Origin of the sequence: Streptomyces sp. NPDC050535 (assembly GCF_044457665.1) — a bacterium.
In the GTDB taxonomy this organism is placed as follows: domain Bacteria; phylum Actinomycetota; class Actinomycetes; order Streptomycetales; family Streptomycetaceae; genus Streptomyces.
Map to the genome: position 1 here is coordinate 130,859 of NZ_JBITHE010000015.1, position 18,632 is coordinate 149,490.

The 18,632-nt window shown below is 69.0% G+C and carries 12 protein-coding genes and 1 pseudogene; 4 read left to right on the forward strand and 9 right to left on the reverse strand.

Features of this window, described 5'->3' with window-relative positions; all coding sequences use genetic code 11:
- Positions 1-28 precede the first annotated feature (28 nt).
- The 5 genes from ACIBLC_RS29185 to ACIBLC_RS29205 form a co-directional block, all read right to left on the reverse strand.
- The gene (locus ACIBLC_RS29185; protein ID WP_399214263.1) at positions 29-1,177 is read right to left on the reverse strand and encodes an MsnO8 family LLM class oxidoreductase; all 1,149 of its coding nucleotides are present in this window, start codon (positions 1,175-1,177) and stop codon (positions 29-31) included.
- The gene (locus ACIBLC_RS29190) at positions 1,174-2,481 is read right to left on the reverse strand and encodes an MFS transporter (protein WP_399214264.1); all 1,308 of its coding nucleotides are present in this window, start codon (positions 2,479-2,481) and stop codon (positions 1,174-1,176) included. Before ACIBLC_RS29190 ends, ACIBLC_RS29185 begins: the two co-directional genes overlap by 4 nt.
- Positions 2,478-5,231, reverse strand: coding sequence for a class III lanthionine synthetase LanKC (gene lanKC / locus ACIBLC_RS29195; protein WP_399214265.1), 2,754 nt, complete (start codon positions 5,229-5,231; stop codon positions 2,478-2,480). The genes ACIBLC_RS29190 and lanKC overlap by 4 nt, the downstream gene beginning before the upstream one ends.
- A 142-nt stretch (positions 5,232-5,373) precedes the next feature.
- Entirely contained in the window at positions 5,374-5,496 is a 123-nt protein-coding gene (locus ACIBLC_RS29200) for a hypothetical protein (protein ID WP_399214266.1), read from the reverse strand.
- 241 nt (positions 5,497-5,737) lie between these two features.
- Positions 5,738-6,520 carry an IclR family transcriptional regulator gene (locus ACIBLC_RS29205; RefSeq protein ID WP_399214267.1) on the reverse strand — a complete coding sequence of 261 codons (783 nt, stop codon included), beginning with the start codon at positions 6,518-6,520 and terminating at the stop codon, positions 5,738-5,740.
- A gap of 652 nt (positions 6,521-7,172) precedes the next feature.
- Here ACIBLC_RS29205 and ACIBLC_RS29210 point away from each other — a divergent pair.
- Positions 7,173-9,539: pseudogene (locus tag ACIBLC_RS29210) on the forward strand (ATP-binding protein); the annotation flags it as partial.
- Positions 9,540-9,851: 312 nt separating this feature from the next.
- Here the strand turns inward: ACIBLC_RS29210 and ACIBLC_RS29215 are convergent.
- The 3 genes from ACIBLC_RS29215 to ACIBLC_RS29225 all read right to left on the reverse strand — a co-directional run bounded on the left by ACIBLC_RS29215 (position 9,852) and on the right by ACIBLC_RS29225 (position 13,062).
- Positions 9,852-10,703, reverse strand: a complete 852-nt coding sequence (locus ACIBLC_RS29215; protein WP_399214331.1) for a carbohydrate ABC transporter permease — start codon at positions 10,701-10,703, stop codon at positions 9,852-9,854.
- Complete coding sequence (locus ACIBLC_RS29220) at positions 10,700-11,668, reverse strand: carbohydrate ABC transporter permease (RefSeq protein WP_399214268.1); 969 nt, start codon at positions 11,666-11,668, stop codon at positions 10,700-10,702. Before ACIBLC_RS29220 ends, ACIBLC_RS29215 begins: the two co-directional genes overlap by 4 nt.
- A gap of 77 nt (positions 11,669-11,745) precedes the next feature.
- Positions 11,746-13,062 (reverse strand): ABC transporter substrate-binding protein, encoded by a 1,317-nt coding sequence (locus ACIBLC_RS29225; RefSeq protein ID WP_399214269.1) that lies wholly within the window; start codon positions 13,060-13,062, stop codon positions 11,746-11,748.
- Between the two features lie 285 nt (positions 13,063-13,347).
- Here ACIBLC_RS29225 and ACIBLC_RS29230 point away from each other — a divergent pair, with 285 nt between their 5' ends.
- Both ACIBLC_RS29230 and ACIBLC_RS29235 read left to right on the forward strand, forming a co-directional pair.
- Positions 13,348-15,747, forward strand: coding sequence for a glycoside hydrolase family 2 protein (locus ACIBLC_RS29230; protein ID WP_399214270.1), 2,400 nt, complete (start codon positions 13,348-13,350; stop codon positions 15,745-15,747).
- Positions 15,744-16,772 (forward strand): LacI family DNA-binding transcriptional regulator, encoded by a 1,029-nt coding sequence (locus ACIBLC_RS29235; RefSeq protein WP_399214271.1) that lies wholly within the window; start codon positions 15,744-15,746, stop codon positions 16,770-16,772. Before ACIBLC_RS29230 ends, ACIBLC_RS29235 begins: the two co-directional genes overlap by 4 nt.
- 246 nt (positions 16,773-17,018) lie before the next feature.
- Here the strand turns inward: ACIBLC_RS29235 and ACIBLC_RS29240 are convergent, their stop codons facing one another.
- Entirely contained in the window at positions 17,019-17,582 is a 564-nt protein-coding gene (locus ACIBLC_RS29240) for a TetR/AcrR family transcriptional regulator (RefSeq protein WP_399214272.1), read from the reverse strand.
- Between the two features lie 105 nt (positions 17,583-17,687).
- Between ACIBLC_RS29240 and ACIBLC_RS29245 the strand changes: the two genes are divergently transcribed.
- On the forward strand, positions 17,688-18,611 hold the full coding sequence (locus ACIBLC_RS29245; protein WP_399214273.1) for an NmrA family NAD(P)-binding protein: 924 nt from the start codon (positions 17,688-17,690) through the stop codon (positions 18,609-18,611).
- The last annotated feature ends 21 nt before the right edge of the window (positions 18,612-18,632 follow it).

Below are 18,632 nucleotides of genomic sequence, written 5' to 3' on the forward strand. Positions count from 1 at the left end.
TGTGCCGCGCCCCAGCGGTCAGCCGCAGTCATCGTCGCGGTCCCCGTTCCGGCGTGTGGACACGAGAGCCGTCCTCCGCGCGGATGGCGCCGGTGCTTCGGAGCGCCGCCACGGCGGCCGGGGCATGCGCCTGTCGCCCCGCGAGCATCCGCAGCGTCCGGATGCGCCCGGTGCCGGTGAGGTCGAACGGTACGAGGACGATCTCGTCGACGTCCAGAACGCCCACGATCCGCTCGATGCCCTCGATCACCTTGACCCGGCCCCCGTGGACCACCTGCTGGTCCTCAAGGAACCTGCGCGCGAGGAACTCCTCCCGGACCGGCGCCGGAGACTCGTCGGGCGTGGTCCCCGTGCGGTGCCGTACGGCGTGCGAGGCGGCGTGCAGTGCCAGCCGTTCGGCCTCGTCGTCGTTCGCGGCGCACAGTACGTTCAGCGAGGCCATGACGTAGGGCCGGGCGTCGTGCGGGCCGGACACGAAGGTCGCACGATAGCGCTCGACCGCCGCCGGACGGCACTTGGACCGACCCAGGTGGTGCCCGTAGACGAAAGGCAGCGAGCGCTCGGCCGCGGTGCGCGCCGCGCTCTCGCCGGCACCCAACACGTACACCTCGGCCGGTGCGTCGACCCGCGGGGACAGGAGAAGGGCCGGGCTCTCCGACCGGAACGGTTCAGGGGCCCGGACAGCCGGGTCCATGAACCCGACCAGCTCGTCTATCAGGGCGGGAAACTCGATCGTCACCCTGGGGTCGCGCCGCAGCGCCGCGTCCAGCAGTCGACGGTGGTCCGCGGTCCCGGCGCTGCTCGGCGAGCGGCCCACACCCAGGTCGATGCGGCCGGGATGCAGAGCGCCCAGGGTGGCGAACTGCTCGGCCACCACGTAGGGAGCGTGGTTGGGCAGCATCACCCCGCCCGAGCCCACCCTGATGTGCCGGGTGCGGGCCGCGACGTGCGCGATGAGGACCACCGGGGCGCTGCTGAGGACGTCGGGCGAGGCGTGGTGCTCGGCGAGCCAGAAGCGGTGGAACCCGCACTCCTCACTGACCTGGGCGATGTCCACGACCTGTTGGACGACCTCCTCGGCCGGCTGCTTCCGGTCCGTCGCGCCCAGTTCCAGCACGGACAGGAGGACGGAGGGACGGGCGCCGGCGGCGCCGACGGGTATCTGTGGTGTGATCACGAGGAACTCCCGGCAGATTCTGGTGTGTTCGACGGCGACGGGTCGGGAAGGGCGAGGGGAACACCGGCCAGCAGGGCGAGCCCTGTCGCGAGGACCGCCGCGGTCGTCGACAGCGACAGATGGGCCAGCAACAGCCCGGCGGCCAGCGGCCCACAGGGCTGGAGGATCTGCGCGACCAGGCTGCTCGTACTGCTGACCCGGCCGTAGATCTCCTCCGGCACCGTGACCGCCATGATCGTGCTGAACCTCGCCGAAACCACCGGGGTGAGCAGGCACAGAGCGCAGAATCCGGCGACGAACGCGACCAGGCTCCCGCTGATCCAGGCGACAGCCAGCAGCGCGGCGCCGGCGGCGGGCGCCGCGCCGAGGGTCGCTCTCAGGGAGACGCGGCGCTGGACGAACGGGGTGAGCACGGAGCCGGTCAGGCCGACCACGGCCGCCGCGCTCATCGCCGCTCCCACCATGACCGCGCCGTCGGGCCGGCTGCCCACACCGAGGATCAGGGCGAACGCGAGGGCGGAGAACGCCAGGTTCAGCCCGGCGAAGTACACCGCGGACCAACGCATGAACCGGTCCCGTAACAGGTATCGCCACCCTGCTGTGAACTCCGTCGTGAACCGCGCGCCGGCCGACCGCGCTCCCCCGGCCCTCGCCTCCTTGCCGCGAGACGCACCGGCGGAGACGGAGCCCCCGCCGGCACGTCTGGCACGGACCGCGGCGGCCACACAGAGTGCCGAGCACCCGAAGGTCAGCGCGTCCACCGCGAGCGGCACCGAAGGTCCGAGCGCCAGCAGCAGCCCGGCCGCCGCCGGCGCGGCGATGTCCGCGCCGTAGGCCCGCGCCTGGTTCAACGACACCGCGGCGCCCAACTGCTCGGTCGGCACGATCCGTCGGACCACCTTGTTCTGAGCCGGCCGGAACACTTCCAGCGCCGCGTCCGACACGATCACCATGACCAGGGCCAGCACGATCGGCACAGGGCGAAGAAGCACGTACACCGCCACCGTCCCGACAGCGAGGAGCCGCACCATGTCGCAGCCGAGCATCAGCGCACGCTGGTCGTAGCGGTCGCTGAGGTAGCCGGCCGGTATCCGCGTCGCCAGTCCGACGACCAGGGAGACCGTGCCGATGGTCGCGGCGACCGTGGTGGAGTAGCCCGCCGCCAGGAGCACGAGCGGCAGCACGACGTACGTCATCGAGGACCCGAAGTCCGACAGTGCCTGGCCGATCCACAGCAGCCGGAAGTCCCGGTTGCGGCTCAGCCGCGGCGCGGCGGCCGTCGTCGGCGCGGCGGTGGCGGTCATCCACTGTTCCCGGGGGCTGTCGGCAGGTCGCCGAGCAGGTCGTCCAGCAGGAAGTTGGTGTTGGTGCGGGCGCCCGGGCGGGTGCTGCGGAACCGGTCCAGGAAGAGCGCGACACCGGCCGAACCGCTCGCCAGGTCGCAGCTCTCGCGCACCGTCTGCTCGCCGGGGAACACCACGCCCTCCGGCCGCCGCACAGCACTGCACAGCACCGCCTCGGCCGCCCGCTGCGCGTCCCCCAACAGGTCCGGGTCGCCCAGGAACTCGTAGGCGTCCAGCAGGACGTTGCCGATGCCGCTGATCCCGTGGAACAGCTGGGGAAATGTCGTGTACTTTCGCCGCACGTCCGGCAGTAGTTCTTCGACGTGCTTTCCCAGGGCGCCGTCCCCGGTCACGTGGTGGTAGCGCAGCAGGGTGGTCAGGACGCCCGCCGTGCCCTCGTCCCAGTAGTGGCGCAGTACCGCGGCAGGTTCGTCGGTGCCCGCGACGGCCGGGAAGGAAAGCAGGCCGGTGGGCGAGTACTCCGCGCAGGACAGATCGAACTCCAGCCCCGCACGGCCCAGTTGCAGCGTTTCCGGGTCGCCGGTGGCCGCGTGCAGGGCCAGGAGGAACATGGCCACGCCTGACGCGCCTTCGCCGTAGCCGACGGGAATGTCCTTGCCGGAGCCGGACCAGTGGGCCCGCCCTCCCTCGTGCCGTGCGCCGCGCGCCAGGTGCTCACCCGTCTCGCGGGCACGGTCGAGGAACTCCGGATGCCCTGTGTCACGCCACAGCCGCAGACACGCCATGCCGTGCCCGGCCGCTCCGGTCAGCACCCCCGGCTCGGTGTACAGCAGCGGATGCCCGGCGGCGTCGCGCAGCACGCGGGCCGCCACCTCGCGGTGGCCCATCGCCGACAGCGCCCAGGCGACACCCGCCGAACCGTAGTACAGGCCCGGTGGCAGCGCCCTGTGCGAGGTCGGCTTGCGCAGCGCCCAGGCCAGGAAGGTGTCCGGGACCGGGCAGCCCATGGTGTGCAGCGCGTAGAGGCAGCCGTACGCACCATGCGCGACGGAGAGCGGATTGGTCTCGAAGACCAGCATGTCCGCCGGAAAGAGCCGGTCCTCACGCTGTACGTCGGCGGTGCCGTGAAGGTACTTCGCCACGCCGTCGAGCGTGGTCGCGATCCGCTGCCGCAGGTCGGCTCCGGATTCCGGGTCGGCCGCCACCGGGTGTGCCAGCGGCGGGGGTTGCCGCCAGGCCGTGGTGAAGGGCAGGTCGGTGAGGCGGCGTCGCAGGGCCGCCGGATCCGGCAGTGGCGCGTTCTCGTCATAGAGGTCCCGGATGAGCGAGACCAGTTCTTCGGGCAGAGCCAGATCGGCGGCCAGCTCGTCGAGCAGCCGCAGCGGTACGGCGTGGTCGACCAGGTCATTGGGCTGGCAGGTCAGCACGCAGCACAGCATCACTCCGCCCAGCGCGTAGTAGTCGGAGCGCCGGTCGCCCTGTCCGGTGGCCATCGCCCGCCGGGTGACCGTGCCCGGGGTGCCCAACCCCGCGCCGCCGCCGCGTCCCTCGTGGAAGGCGGATTCCAGGTCGATCACGCGGATACGGTCGTCCAGGGTGACCATGATGTTGGTCGGTGACAGGTCGCCCAGCACGATGCCGCGCTCGTGGCATGCGGCGATCGCGTCCGCCACCTGTAGCCACAGCAGCCGGAACCGGTCGTAGTAGTCGGCCAGTCGGGCAGGGGTCAAGTCCAGGCCGTAGAGGGGATTCTGCGCGACGCTGAGGTGACCCAGGTGGTTGCCGTCGATGTAGTCCTCGGCGATGAACGCGTGCTCCCATTGCTCGAAGTACGCGACAGGACGTACGAACAGGCCGGTGTCTGCCAGTTCTGTGAGCAACTGATGCTCATGGCTCAGCAATTCGACCGCGTCGATGCCCAGGGGGCCCACTTCGACCCCGGGCCGGGCCTCACGCAACACCACGTCAGCGCCCGTCTCGGTGTCCACACCGCGGTAGATGCCACCGCGGTTGCTGAACGCCAGCGCGCTCTCGACCTTGAACCGGCCGCCGAGCAACCCGTTGCCTGCGCCCGAGCCGCCTCCCGCTTTCGTCGCCGGTGGCCGGTCCGCGCTCGTGTACGGGTCCTGCGTCCAGTCCGGGACACTCCAGTAGGGGGAACGCACATCCGGGACGAGTGAGCCGTCCGGGGCCTGGATCATCAGATCCCGGAGGCCCAGCGGAGTGAGTTCGAAGCGGCTGGTGAACCCGCCGTACCGGTATGACACCACACGTGATCCCGGACAACGCCGGTCGGACAGGATGTACGGACCTTCCAGCCCCGTCAGCGCCTTCGTCAGTTCCGACGCCACCAGGTGGAACTGCGCGTCGTCGACGGGGTAGACGGTGATGAACTTGCCGCTCGAAGCACGGGGAAACGTCTTCCCGTTGGCCTCGCGCACCGCTAGGGGATCCATCAGGAACTTGAAGCGCACCCCCGCGTCGCGCATCACCGGCAGTGACCGTTGCAGGGTCTCGGCGCTGGTGCGTGAGGTCGCCGAAACGTGCAGTTTCCAGCCCTCCCCGACCACGGGCGCGTCCGGCGGCTCGACGATGATCCAGTACCCACGGCGCCAGGTGCGCCAGCCGTCGGGCACAGCCGCCTGGTACGCGCGCAGGTGCTCGCTGCTCGGCGCGCGCCTGCCGAAGTCCTCGAACCACCGCGGATGGTGACTCATGTAGGACAGCACGATCTCCCATGGCAGTTGCATGTGAGTCCACCCCTTCTCGCGCTCGTATTCGCAGCCGTGCTTCAAAACTTGTCGTCCTGAGAACGTGACACCGCGGGCGGTCCCGGACGGAGTTACGGCCGTTGACCGACGCCGTCCGGGACCACACGCGCTCAGATGCTGGTCAGCAGCTCGTGATGGCGCAGGAGCTGCAGCTGAAGACGATGGAGCTCGTCGGAATGTCGATCTCCATGCTCTGCAGTGCCAGGACGAACTCCGCGTCGACGGATCCGGTGTTGTCGGTCATGACGGTCTCCCATTTCGATCAGAGGCGAATCGCTGCGCGGCGACGCCCGACCAGTGCAGGCACGGGTTCGGACACTCCGTCAGCCGATGTCAGCGGCTCCGCTGACATCGCCCATGCTGGGTATGGCCGCTTCAGAAACGGTTCGCCATCGGTATGGATCCCGCATATCTCCAGGTCCACGGGAAGCCAGCGGGCATGAACTCCCCACAGCCACACCCTGCTACTTACGATGGACTGGTCTTCACCCGTCCGAGCGTGGCTCGACCCGCCGGCCGTTCAGCGCGGCGCTGATGGTCCTGCCGGTCACCTGCACGGCATGCGTGAGCCGGTCCAGTCGGTGTACGGAATCGGTCACGGCGGACAAGGACGCCACCGGCACACCACTCGGGCCGAGCAACGGCACCGCGACACAGCACACCCCGGCCATCAGTTCTCCGCGGTCGAGCGCGACGCCCTGCTCCCGGATCGCCGCTGCCTCCCTCCGCCAGGCGGCGGGCAGCGGTCCCAGCAGAGGCGGCGAAGGAGACCCCGCCACCAGTACCTTGCCCGCGGCGGTGAACCAAGGCCAGGTGACGCCGTTGTGCAGCGGATCGAGCAGCTCGTTGGTCTCGCGAGCCGTCCAGTCCAGGACCAGCGTCTGTCCGTCCCGCAGCACGTTGACTCCCACCAGCGCACCCGTGGCGCAGGCCAGACGGCGTGCCGGTCCCCGGGCCACGGACCGAAGACCGGGGTAGGGCTGCCAACCCTGGCCGAGCCGGAACATCCGCGAGCCCATCCGGTACCCCGAACCCACCCGCTCCACGGCATGAAGCCTGATGAGTTGCTCCAACAGCCGGTGAGCGGTCGACTTGGGCAATCCGCACTCCGACGCCAATCTGGTCAGACCGGCCTCTCCGGCCCGTTCCACCGCTGCCAACAGCCCGAAAGCGCCCTCCAGCACACCTCGCCCACCGGCATCCGGCGAAGGCACGGCTGCCGGCTGGGACGGCCGGACCAGCTGCCGCACCGACAAGGAGCGGGACATTCCCGTCTCCGCTTCCCACGTTGTCCTTTGGTCGTCCACACCCATCGCACCGTCACTCCCCCTGGGCGGCCATGTAGCGGACGGGGCCCCGAACATGCCCGGAGGACCACCGCTCGGCCGATCGCATCTGTCATCCGGTCAGTTCCTGTCTCACTCATCCACGCGCCCCCCGGTCCTGGCACCACGAGCGTGCGACGGCCGCAACGCGCGGACGGATATCGACAGTCGTTCGTCAGCGTGGGCTCCGGGTGTGGGCGGGGACGTTGTCGATAGGTTGTCGCTGAGCGCGAGCGCGTACGCAGAGGGGTGACTCGGACCTGTACGGGGGGTGTGACTCGTGGTCGAGTTGAGGCTGCTGGGGCCGGTGGAGCTTGGAGTACGAGAGCGGACCGTGGAGATCGGGCCGCCGCAGCGCAGGGCTGTGCTGGCAGCGCTGGCCGTGGACGTCGGTCGCCCCGTGGCAGTCGCCGTTCTGATCGGACGGGTCTGGGGTGCGGACCCTCCGGACGGGGCACGACGTGCGCTGCACGCGCACATCGCCCGGCTCCGACGATTGTGCGAGCGGACCAACAGTGAGGCCGGGGACGTCGAGTTATGCCTGGCACGCCGTTCGGGCGGGTACCTTCTCGAGGCGCACGCCGACCAGGTGGACGTGTTCCGGTTCCGCCGACTCTTCCACCGGGCCCGGGAAGCCGGTCGGACAGACGCCGTGCGGGCCTCACTACTGCGTAGGGCACTCGGCCTGTGGCGCGGTGAGCCGCTGGCGGGCTTGGGCGGACAATGGGCGGAGCAGGTGCGCGAGGCGTGGCGACGCCAGCGGGTGGACGCCGCCGTCGCGTGGGCAACCGTGGAGTCGCGTCTCGGGGATCCCGCCGCCGTGATCGGTCCGCTCGCAGACCTGCTCGACGAGTATCCGCTGGTGGAGCCGCTGGCCGAGGCACTGATACTGGCCCTGCATGCCGCCGACCGCAGCGCGGAGGCACTGAACTGCTTCGCCAGCGTCCAGCAGCGGCTGGCGGAGGAACTGGGTGCCGACCCCGGTCCCAGACTGTGGGAAGCACACCGGACGATCCTGCGGGGAGCCCGAGACCTCTCCACCTCCGCAGGACGGCAGACACCTCGGACAACGGCCAGGACCGCTCCCGTCACGCCTTCCCGCCCATCGCCCGCACCGGAGAGAGCGCCGTGGCCCGCCACGGTCCCCGCACAACTACCCCTGGGTGTAAGGGCTTTCGTCGGACGCCGCAACGAGCTCGCGCACCTCGACGTGATCCTCGCCTCTGCGGCTGTCCAGCCGTCGACGGTGGTGATCTCGACGCTGTCGGGCACCGCGGGAGTGGGCAAGACCACGCTGGCATTGCGGTGGGCACGCCACGTGCAGAAAACCTTTCCCGACGGGCAGTTGTACGTGAACCTGCGCGGGTTCGGTTCAGGCGCGTCGGTGATGAGTCCGGCGGAGGCGGTGCGGGGATTCCTCGACGCCTTCGGGGTACCTCCGGCCCGCATCCCGGCCGGCCTGCAGGCGCAGACCGGCCTGTACCACAGCCTGCTGGCCGGGCGGCGGGTCCTGGTGGTGCTGGACAATGCCCGCGACTCCGAGCAGGTCCGTCCGCTGCTGCCCGTGGCGCCCGGCTGTCTGGCACTGGTGACCAGCCGCAAACTGCTCATGGGCCTCGGCGTCGCCGAAGGCGCCCATCTGCTCACCGTCGGACTGCTCACACCCGACGAGGCCCACGACCTGCTTACGGCCCGACTGGGTACGGACCGGGTCGCGGCCGAACGCTCCGCCGTCCGGGAGATCGTCGCACGGTGTGCGGGACTCCCGCTGGCGCTCGCAATCGTCGGGGCCCGCGCCGCCAGCCGGCCCCGGTTTCCCCTTGCCGCACTCGCCGAGGAGCTGCGCCGGACCGACAACCGCCTCAACGCCCTGGACGGCGGGGAGGCAGCGACTCAACTACGAGCCGTCTTCTCCTGGTCCTACGACGCGCTGAGCCCCGAGGCAGCCCGGCTCTTCCGGCTGCTGGGCCGGCACCCCGGTCCCGACGCCGCACTGCCCGCCATCGCCGCGCTGGGCGGCGTACCGGCGACTCGCGCGGCAGCGCTGCTGGCCGAGTTGGTCAGCGGCCACCTCCTCACCGAACACTCTCCGGGCCGGTACACCTTCCACGATCTGCTGCGCGTGTACGCCGTCGAACTGCTCACAACGATCGACAGTGACAGGGACCAGCACACCGCGGTGCATCGGCTGCTCGACCACTACGTGCACACGGCCCACACCGCGGACGTCCTGCTCACCCCTCAGCCCAACCCGGTTCCGCTACCGCCCGCCCGCGCGGGCGCCGCCCCCCAGGCACTCTCGGACCACCAGCAGGCACAGGCCTGGTTCACCGCGGAGCACGCGGTTCTCGTCGCCGCCGTGGAGCAGGCTTCCGGCGAGGGCTTCGACAGCCACAGCTGGCAGCTCGCCGCGGCCCTGACCACCTTCCTGGACCGGCATGGTTACTGGCGGGCGCTGGCCGCCCTCCAGACGACCGCTCTGCATGCCGCTCGGCGTCAGGGCGATCGGGCGGGCCAGGCCGGCGCCCACCGGGGGCTCGGACTCGCCCAGGACCGGCTGGACCATCTGGACAACGCCCGCTACCACTACGTGCTCGCCCTCAAGCTCTTCGGGGAACTCGACAACGACGCCGGCCAGGCCCGTACCCACCAGCACCTCGCCCGGATGTCATCCGCTCAGGGCCACCACCAGCAGGCACTCGATCACGCGCACCACAGCCTCAGGCACTATCGGGCCGCCGCCGACCTGGCAGGGCAGTCCGCGGCCCTCAACCAGATCGGCTGGCTCCACGCTCAGCTCGGCGACCACCGCCGAGCCCTCGCACAGTGCCGCCAGGCCCTCGACCTGGCCCAGGAGACCGGAGACCTCAACGGGCAGGCCCACACGTGGGACAGCCTCGGCTACATCCGGCATCATCTCGGCCAGCATCTCCGGGCCGTCGACTGCTACCAGCAGGCCATCGACCTCTTCCGCCGGACCGGGGCCCGTCAGAGCGAAGCCTCCGGCCTCCTCTGTCTCGGCGAGATCCACCGCGTCACGGCCCAGCCCGACACCGCGCACACCGTATGGAGCCAAGCCCTGGCCATCACCAACGAACTGGGTCTCCCGGACGCGGATCCGCTCCGCGCTGAACTCCTCCGCCGTCTCGGACATGCCCCGGTCATCCGGAACGGCTCGCTGGAGACATCGGGCGAACCGGAAGGGCGATCGGTGTCGGACAGTGCGGCCAGGCCGACCGCGTTGAACAACACGCCTCGGTCGTCAGCACTCAGTTCACTTCGTGGCCCCGCGGGCGAAGCCGTTGTAGATGTACCGCTGGAGGAAGAGGAAAACGGCAAGCGTGGGCAGGATGACCAGGACCGTACCGGCGGAGATGTTCTCCCAGTGAGCGCCGAAGGGGCCCTTGAACCGGAAGAGAGCGGTGGACATCGTGCCCAGTTCCTCGGAGGGCATGTAGAGGAAGGGGATGTAGAAGTCGTTGTAGACGGTGATGCCCTTGACGATGACGACGGTCGCCACGGCCGGCTTCAGAAGCGGAAAGATGATCTTCCAGTAGATGGTCAGCGCGTTCGCGCCGTCCATGCGTGCGGCCTCGTCCAAGGATCGGGGGATGCCTCTGATGAACTGGAGGAAGATGTAGATCGACAGGATGTCCGTCCCCATGTACAGCAGGATGGGGGCCCACCGGGTGTCGAACAGGCCGAAGCTGTTGACCACTTGGAAGGTCGCGACCTGGGTCGTCACACCGGGGACGAGGGTGGCCACGAGGAACAGGCCCATCACCGGTTTCTTGCCGCGGAAGTCGAAGCGGTCCACGGCGTAAGCGGTCATGGATCCGATCAGGACTGTGCCCGTGATGGAGAAGGCAAGGATGAAGGCCGTGTTGCCGAACGCTGTGAGCAGGTGGCCGTCGGCGAAGGCGGTGGCGTAGTTGTGCAGGTTGAGCCAGTCGCCCGGCAGGCTCAACGCCCCTCCCCCGTCGGCTACTTCGCGCGACGTCTTCAAAGAGGTGAGGAAGACGACCGCGAGAGGCGTCAAGACGACGAGTGAGGCGATGACCAGGGAGACGTAGACGAGCGTCCGGGCGACAAAGGGCCGTCGGGGACGGTGGGTGACGGCGCTCATACCAGGTCCACCTTGTCGTCGGGCACGAGGAGTCGCTGCAGCCAGGTGATCAACAGGATGATGAGAAGCAGGACCACGGCCGCGGCCGACGCCAGTCCCGTCTTGTTGAACTGGAAGGCCAGCTTGACGGTCTGGATGACGAAGGTGGACGTGCCGGTGGCGCCGCCGGTCATGACGTAGGGGATCTCGAACACCGACAGCGATCCGGAGATGGCGAGGATGACGCTGAGGCTGATGACCGGCCGGATCCCGGGAAGGATCAGGTGCCGGAACTGCTCCCACCGGTTCGCCCCGTCGAGTTCCGCGGCCTCGTAGAGCTCTCCGGGGATCGACTGGATGGCGCCGAGGAAGAGCACGAAGTTGAGCCCCGTGAACCGCCACACCGAGACACCGGCCAACGAGACGTTCGCCGATTCTGGATCACCGAGCCAGGCGTGGCCGGAGCCTGCTCCGAACCACGACAGGATGGTGTCGAGGGTGCCGCCGTCCTGGAAGAAGTACAGGAAGACGAATCCGATGGCCACGCCGTTGATCAAGTAGGGGAAGAACAGGATTCCCTTGAAGAGGTTACGCAGCCGCAGGTCGAAGCTGAGGACCGTGGCGAAGTAGAGAGCCACGGCGATCTGGACCACGGAAGCCGCCAGATAGTAGAAGCTGACGAAGAACACACGGAACAGCTCTGGGCTGGTGAACAGGTCGGTGTAGTTCCGCACGCCGGTGAGATCGCGGTCCGGGCTCACCCCGTCCCAGTCTGTGAAGCTGTAATAGATCATGTTCCCCACCGGTACATAGGTGAAGGTGATCAGCAGCCCGACGGGGATCAGGAGGAACAGCCAGGGCGTGAGCTTGCGCATCGGAGCGGAACGCCACGAGCGCGGCGGGACTCCCTTGCCCGCCCGAGTCATGGCGCGGCGCGGGGACGGTGAGGGCCGGGGCGCCGCCGGGGCGCGAGTGGTGTCGGACATCTCGGCCTTTCGTTGTCCATTGGACGCGAAGGATGGCGAGGGCCGACCATGGCGCATCGCCGCCCCCGCACGGACCCTCACGAACCTGCGGTCTTCCTCGCCTCGGTCCATCGCTTGTCGAGCTCTTCGAGGAAGTCCTCCAGGCTGCCCTTCTGCGCTCCGCGGGCCAGGTCGACGAGCTTCTGACGGTAGTCGGGCTTGTTCAGGCCGATCTCTGCCGCGTCGTCAATGGAGTTGACCTTCCCGGTGTCCGCTTCGGAGCGCTCCACGAACTGGACGTCGCTGTCGGTGTAGGCCTTGAGCGTGTCCGGCATGGGCGCGGACTTGAGGGCCGATACCGCTCCCTCCTTCTCCGCGTACCCGGACTTCTCGGTGAACCAGTCGATCCAGGCACGGGCTGCGGCCTTGTGCTCGGAGTGGGTGTTGACGGCCTGTTGGTAGTCGGACAGCAGGGTCGCGCAGAACTTGCCGTTCTTCTGGGCCGGGAAGGGCATGAAGCCGATGTCGCGTGGGTCGGCGCCGGCCGTCCGTGCCGCGTCCTGCATCTGAGTGATCGCCCAGGAGCCCAACTGCATGCTCGCGATCTTCCCCTGGGCGATAAGGGTCTTGGAGCTTTCCCAGTTGGTGGTGGTGGGGTCCTTCTCGGACAGCTTGTCGTGCACGATGTCGTAGAGCAGCGTGTCGATGACGTTCAGGTCGCTGCCGGGACCCCACGGGGAGTCGGTCGTGGCCAGCTTGTTGCTCGACTGCGGGTCGCAGCTGACCGAGCCCAGGTTGTTGGTCCAGGCGGTCAGTGGCCACATGTCCTTGAAGTTCGTGTAGTACGGGTCGGAGCCGGTACCCGCCTTGATCTTGCGCAGGGCGGCGATGAACTGCTGGGGAGTGGCCGGCCATTGCGTCACACCGGCCTCCTTCCAGACGGCCTTGTTGTAGACGAAGCCGTTGGCCGTGCCGAAGCTCGCGACGCCGTACACCTTGCCGTTCACGTCCGTCTTGTCGGTGAACCGGTACTTCTTGGCGAGTTGCGCGGTGCTCCCCAGAGGTGCGAAGAACTTGGGGTAGTCGTCCTTGGAGATGGCGGCGGGAATCATGAGTACGTCGCCGTAGTTCTCCGTGTTCATCCGGATTTTGACTTCACCCTCGTAGTCGGTGATGCCCTGGAACTTCACCTTCACCTTCGGGTAGGTCTTGTTGAACTCCGTGGCGTACTTCTTCATGGTGCCGTTCTGCACCAGGTCCGTCCGCTGCGTCAGAACGGTGATGTTCCCCGACACGCTGCCGGGATCGGCCGGCGCGCTGGCCGCCTCGCCGGACGGCGCGCCCGCCCCGCTGCATCCGGCGAGTGTCAGTGTCGTAGCGGTGAACACGGCGGTCACGAATGGCCTCTTCGCCATGTGCCCGGCTCCCTTCCACGGTTGCGGCTCGAGCTTCCAGGTGGGCTGAGCGGCACTATGGCAGCGGCCAAGTGAACCGGTAAAGCTTGCGGTCCTCCTATGATGCGCAATCGTTATGGGACAGTGGCGGCAACATGCTGTCTTCCCATTTCAGAGCCGTAGAGGCAGGTGAATCCAGCCAGGATGAGTTAACTGAACCGGTCTATGGACAGAGCTTCTGGAGAGGGCCTAGCTTGCCTGTAGCCCGTGGACGGCGGGCAACGGGCCGGCGATGGGAGCTGCGTCATGAAGGACATCACCCTGCTCACGAAGGGGTGGAGTCTGCATCACGAGGGGAAGGCGCTGAGCGCCGAGGTTCCCGGCTGTGTGCACACCGACCTGCTGGCCGCAGGGCTGCTGCCGGACCCGTACATCGGCACCAACGAGCTCGACGTCGCCTGGGTGGCGGAACGGCCGTGGACGTACTCGACGCAAATCGACGCGGCGACGACGCACGAACGCACCGACCTCGTCTTCGACGGTCTCGACACCGCTACCGAAATCATGCTCGACGGCGCGGAGTTGGGTCGAACGCGCAACATGCACCGGGGCTACCGCTTCGACGTCACCGGCCGGTCCGGTGAACTGACGGTGCGCTTCCTGTCGGCGTACGCGGAAGCCGAGGCCGTACGGGAGCGGACCGGCGACCGTCCCAACGTGTATCCGGCGCCTTCGCAGTACATTCGCAAGATGGCCTGCAGCTTCGGCTGGGACTGGGGGCCCACCCTCGTCACCGCCGGCATCTGGCGTCCCGTCCGCCTGGAGCACTGGTCCACGGCCCGCGTGGCCCGAGTGCGCCCGGTGGTCACCGTGACGGAAGCGGCGGGACGCCTCGAGGTGCACCTCGACGTCGAGCGGTCCATCGCGGGCGACGGGCGTCGGCTGACGGCCTGCGCGACCGTCGCCGGAGCCCGCGCCGAAGCGCACTTCACCGGCGCTCGTGCGGTCCTGACGCTGGATGTGCCGGACCCCGCCCTCTGGTGGCCGCGCGGCTACGGCGAACAGCCCCTGTACGACCTGGAGTTGACGCTGTCGGAAGGTCAGGGCGTGCTCGACGTGTGGCGGCGGCGCATCGGCTTCCGTACGGTCGAACTGGACCGCACACCCGACGAGTTCGGTACCGCTTTCACCTTGGTCGTCAACGGTGTACGCGTCTTCGCGCGCGGCGTGAACTGGATCCCCGACGATGCCCTCCCCTCCCGCGTCACAGCCGAGCGCTACCGTCGGCGGCTCACCCAGGCCGCGGAGGCCAACGTCGACCTCGTCCGGGTGTGGGGCGGCGGAATCTACGAGGACGATTCCTTCTACGACATCTGCGACGAACTCGGCCTGATGGTCTGGCAGGACTTCCTCTTCGCCTGTGCCGCCTACCCCGAGGAGCAGCCGCTGCGCGGTGAGGTGGAGGCCGAGGCGCGCGAGAACGTCGTACGCCTCATGCCGCACCCCTCCCTCGTGCTGTGGAACGGCAACAACGAAAACCTCTGGGGGTTCCGCGACTGGGGCTGGGAGCCGGAGCTGGCCGGTGATTCCTGGGGCGGGGGGTACTACCTCGATCTGCTGCCGCGCCTCGTCGCCGAACTGGACCCCACCCGGCCCTACACCGCCGGAAGCCCCTGGTCCGGCAGTTGGGAGCGGCACCCCAACGACCCGGCCCACGGCACCCATCACTCGTGGGAGGTGTGGAACCGGCGCGACTACGCCGAGTACCGGGACAGCGTGCCCCGGTTCGTCGCGGAGTTCGGCTGGCAAGCCCCGCCCGCCCTGAGCACCCTGTGGCGGGCGCTGCCGGGAGAGACACTCTCGCCCGGGTCGCCCGGCATGCTCCACCACCAGAAGGCGGAGGACGGCAACGGCAAGCTCGACCGGGGAGTGAGCCGGCACTTCGACCTGCCCGAGGGCGACTTCGACCGCTGGCACTACCTCACCCAGGTCGTCCAGGCCCGTGCCGTGGCCGCCGGGATCGAGCACTGGCGGGCGCATTGGCCCGTGTGCGCGGGCACGGTGGTCTGGCAGCTCAACGACTGCTGGCCGGTGTCGTCCTGGTCCGCCATCGACGGGGACGGACGGCTCAAACCGCTCTACCACGAACTCCGCCGCCTCTACGCCGACCGTCTGCTCACGATCCAGCCCGATCCGGGCGGACCGACCGTGACCCTGGTGAACCAGTCGGCTCACCCCTGGACCACGTCGGTCACCCTGCGCCGGCTCACCACGGACGGCTCGGAGACCGGCCGCATCACCTGGGACGTCGAGATAGCTCCGCGCACGGTTGCGCGGACGCGGGTATCACCGAAGGTGGCGGTGGCGCCGGGCGCCGACAAGGAGTTCCTGGTGGCCGACGCGGACGGGCTCCGCGCTCTGCACATAGCGGTGGCGGACCTGGCCTTCGACTACCCGAGACCGCGGTTCGACGTACGGATCGATCCGGTGGATGGGCAGGGCGATAGAGTCGATGTCGTGGTCACCGCACACACCCTGGTTCGCGATCTGCTTCTGCAGCCCGACCGCCTGGCCCCCGACGCGACCGCGGACCGCGGGCTGATCAGCCTGTTGCCCGGTGAAGAGGCACGCATCCGCGTCCAGGGATGGACGGGGCACGACGTCCAAGCCGTACGAGCTGCCCTGTTCTGCGTGGAGCCGGCGTGAGCGCTCCGTCCGACCGTGTCACCATCCGGGACGTCGCCCGGCACGCGGGGGTGTCCACGGGGGCCGTCTCCATCGCGTTCAATGACAAGCCCGGCGTCTCCCCGGCCACCCGCGAGCGGATCTTCGAAGCGGCGCGCGAACTGGGATGGACACCCAACAGCAGGGCGCGCAGCCTGTCCGGGACCCGGGTGGACACCGTGGGGCTCGCGATCTGCAGGCCGGCGCGACTGCTGGGGCTCGAACCGTTCTACATGGAGTTCATCTCCGGCATCGAGAGCGTATTGATCGACCGGTCCTGCTCACTGCTGCTCCGGCTCGTGCGGGATCTCAACGAGGAGGTCGGGCTCTACAAGGAGTGGTGGCAGGGGCGGCAGGTCGGTGGCTCGATCGTCGTCGACTTCCACCAGGACGACCCGCGCGTCTCCGCGCTGGAGGATCTCGGCATGCCCACGGTGGCCGTGGCCCACCCCTCCCTCACGGGGGCCCTGACGTCCGTTTGGACCGACGACGCCACCGCGGTCGGGGAAGCCGTCCGCTATCTGGCCGCGCTCGGACACCGCCGCATCGCCCGCGTGGGAGGTCCAGCCGGTCTGGGACACAGCGCCATCCGCGCCACAGCATTCGAGTCGGTGGCACGTGAGCTCGGACTCGAGGACGGCCCGCAGGTGGCCACCGGATTCGCGGGAGAGGACGGCGCCCGCGCCACTCGCTCGCTGCTCCTCACTCGCGATCGGCCCACGGCCATCGTCTACGACAACGACATCATGGCGGTGGCGGGCGCGGCCGTGGCACAGGAGTTCGGGCTCGTCGTCCCCGGTGACCTGTCGCTGCTGGCTTGGGACGACTCACAGCTGTGCCGTCTGACCCATCCCCCGCTCTCCGCGATGAGCCACGATGTGCACGGCTTCGGAGCCGAGGTGGCCCGCACGCTGTTCGCCGTCATCTCCGGTCAAGGTCCCGCTTCCCACCAGGTCTCCACACCAAGCCTCACCCCGCGCGGGTCGACGGGGCCCCCGCTGCGCTGACGGGGTCGGCCGGGGGCGCTCTTGGGCAGCCTCAACCCGCCCGGGCGTCGGCGGGTGAGGGAGCCTCGCGCGCGGGCTGGAGTCGAGGTCGTGACCACTCCGCTCGGTACGGCCGTTCCATGCGGACTGGTCGCACCTTTTCAGAAAGCCCGACGTCCGACCGGCCGACTGCGGACTGTTCCCGAGTATCGGCTTCGTGCGGTGTTGACGCGCCGAGCCAGGGCCGTAACGACCGTGTGTGAGCGCTCAGGTGCCGGTGGGGTCGAAGCCTGCGACGGCGAGCCGGAAGGCGCGGTCCGCCGGCGTCGCCGGGTCGGTGTAGTTCTCGGTGGCCAGGGCAATTCCGACGATCAGCGTGAGCAGATCGTCGATGGTGATGTCCTCTCGGACAACCCGGTCGTCAATGGCCTTGCGCAGCAGCAGGGCGCCGGCCGCCCCGATGTCCGCGGCACAGGAGTCCTGGGTGGCCTCGTCCTGGAGAGGCTCGTACGAGAGGACGTCGGCCAGACCACGTGCGGCGAGCGAGTAGACGAGCAGCTCCCGCAGCCACTCCACCAGCGCGGAGCGGCTGTCGTCCTCGCCGCGGAGGGTGTGAGCGCGATCGCACAGAACATGGACACGCTGTTTGAAGACCGCGTCCAGCAGGGCTTTGCGAGTGGGGAAGTGGCGCCGCACGGTGGCTGATCCGACGCCTGCGTTGCGGGCGATCTGCTCCAGGGAGGCCTGGGCTCCATGGGCCGCCACCTCGGCCTCGGCCACAGCGAGGATGTGAGCGTAGTTGCGGCGGGCGTCCGAGCGCTGGCCGGTCATGTTCTCCCCAACGTTGTTAAGTGGCGGGCCCCACCGTATTGTAGCGAACACGAAACGGCGGGCCCCGCCATTTCGTGCGTACGTGACCGCTGGGGAGATGCACTCATGACCAATGCCGCAGCACCAGTCCTCGTCACCGGTGCCACCGGCCGCCAAGGCGGCGCCACCACCCGCGCCCTGCTCGCGGAGGGAACACCGGTGCGCGCCCTCGTGCGCGACCCGAGCACACCGCGCGCACGGGCTGTCGAAGAACTCGGCGCCCGCCTGATCGTCGGCGATCTCAACGAGCCGGCGACCCTGAAGACAGCCGTGGACGGAGTACGGGCCGTCTTCTCCGTACAGATGCCCGCATACACCGATCAGGGGTTCGACTTCGCCGGCGAGGTCAGCCAGGCGGACAACCTCATGACGGCCGCACGGGCCGCCGGGGTCGAGCAGTTCGTCCAGTCCTCGACCAGCGGCGTGGATCAGCACGTCAAGGCTCCGGGCTGGGCCGAAGGACGGTGGGCGATGCTGGAAGCCCCGCTGGGCACGAAGGCCGCGATCCAGCACCGACTGCGCGAACTCGACTTCCCTTACTGGACGTTGCTCAAGCCGTCGTTCTTCATGGAGAACTTCGAGCCGTCCATGCGGTTCTACTTCCCCCGCGGCGTCCAAGGCGGTCTGGTCACCGTCGTCAAACCGGACACGCACCTGGCGCTCGTGGCGGCCCAGGACCTGGGCCGAGCCGCGGCAGCCGCCCTGACCGCACCCGCCAAGTTCCACCGGATGGAACTGGAGCTCGCCAGCGACTACCTGACCATGACTCAGATCGCCGGAGTCCTCTCCCGCGCCCTGGGAATCCCGCTGTCGGCGCCGGACATGACCGAGGAACAGGCCCGCGCCGCCGGCATGCCGGACATGGGTGCCACTCACGAGTTCATGGAGGTGGTCGGCCAGCCGGCCCGGCCACAGTTCGCCCGTGCGCTGGGCATCAACCTGACGAGCTTCGAACATTGGGCGCACGAACACCTGCAGACCACCGCCTGAGCAGAAAGCGCGGAGCGTCGC

Excerpts from the sequence above, each read along its gene's own strand:
- ACIBLC_RS29220 (WP_399214268.1), bottom strand. The coding sequence starts at position 11,668 with ATGTCCGACACCACTCGCGCCCCGGCGGCGCCCCGGCCCTCACCGTCC.
- ACIBLC_RS29200 (WP_399214266.1), bottom strand. The coding sequence starts at position 5,496 with ATGACCGACAACACCGGATCCGTCGACGCGGAGTTCGTCCTGGCACTG.
- ACIBLC_RS29240 (WP_399214272.1), bottom strand. The coding sequence starts at position 17,582 with ATGACCGGCCAGCGCTCGGACGCCCGCCGCAACTACGCTCACATCCTC.
- ACIBLC_RS29190 (WP_399214264.1), bottom strand. The coding sequence starts at position 2,481 with ATGACCGCCACCGCCGCGCCGACGACGGCCGCCGCGCCGCGGCTGAGC.
- ACIBLC_RS29205 (WP_399214267.1), bottom strand. The coding sequence starts at position 6,520 with ATGTCCCGCTCCTTGTCGGTGCGGCAGCTGGTCCGGCCGTCCCAGCCG.
- ACIBLC_RS29215 (WP_399214331.1), bottom strand. The coding sequence starts at position 10,703 with ATGAGCGCCGTCACCCACCGTCCCCGACGGCCCTTTGTCGCCCGGACG.
- ACIBLC_RS29225 (WP_399214269.1), bottom strand. The coding sequence starts at position 13,062 with ATGGCGAAGAGGCCATTCGTGACCGCCGTGTTCACCGCTACGACACTG.
- ACIBLC_RS29230 (WP_399214270.1), top strand. The coding sequence starts at position 13,348 with ATGAAGGACATCACCCTGCTCACGAAGGGGTGGAGTCTGCATCACGAG.
- lanKC (WP_399214265.1), bottom strand. The coding sequence starts at position 5,231 with ATGCAACTGCCATGGGAGATCGTGCTGTCCTACATGAGTCACCATCCG.
- ACIBLC_RS29245 (WP_399214273.1), top strand. The coding sequence starts at position 17,688 with ATGACCAATGCCGCAGCACCAGTCCTCGTCACCGGTGCCACCGGCCGC.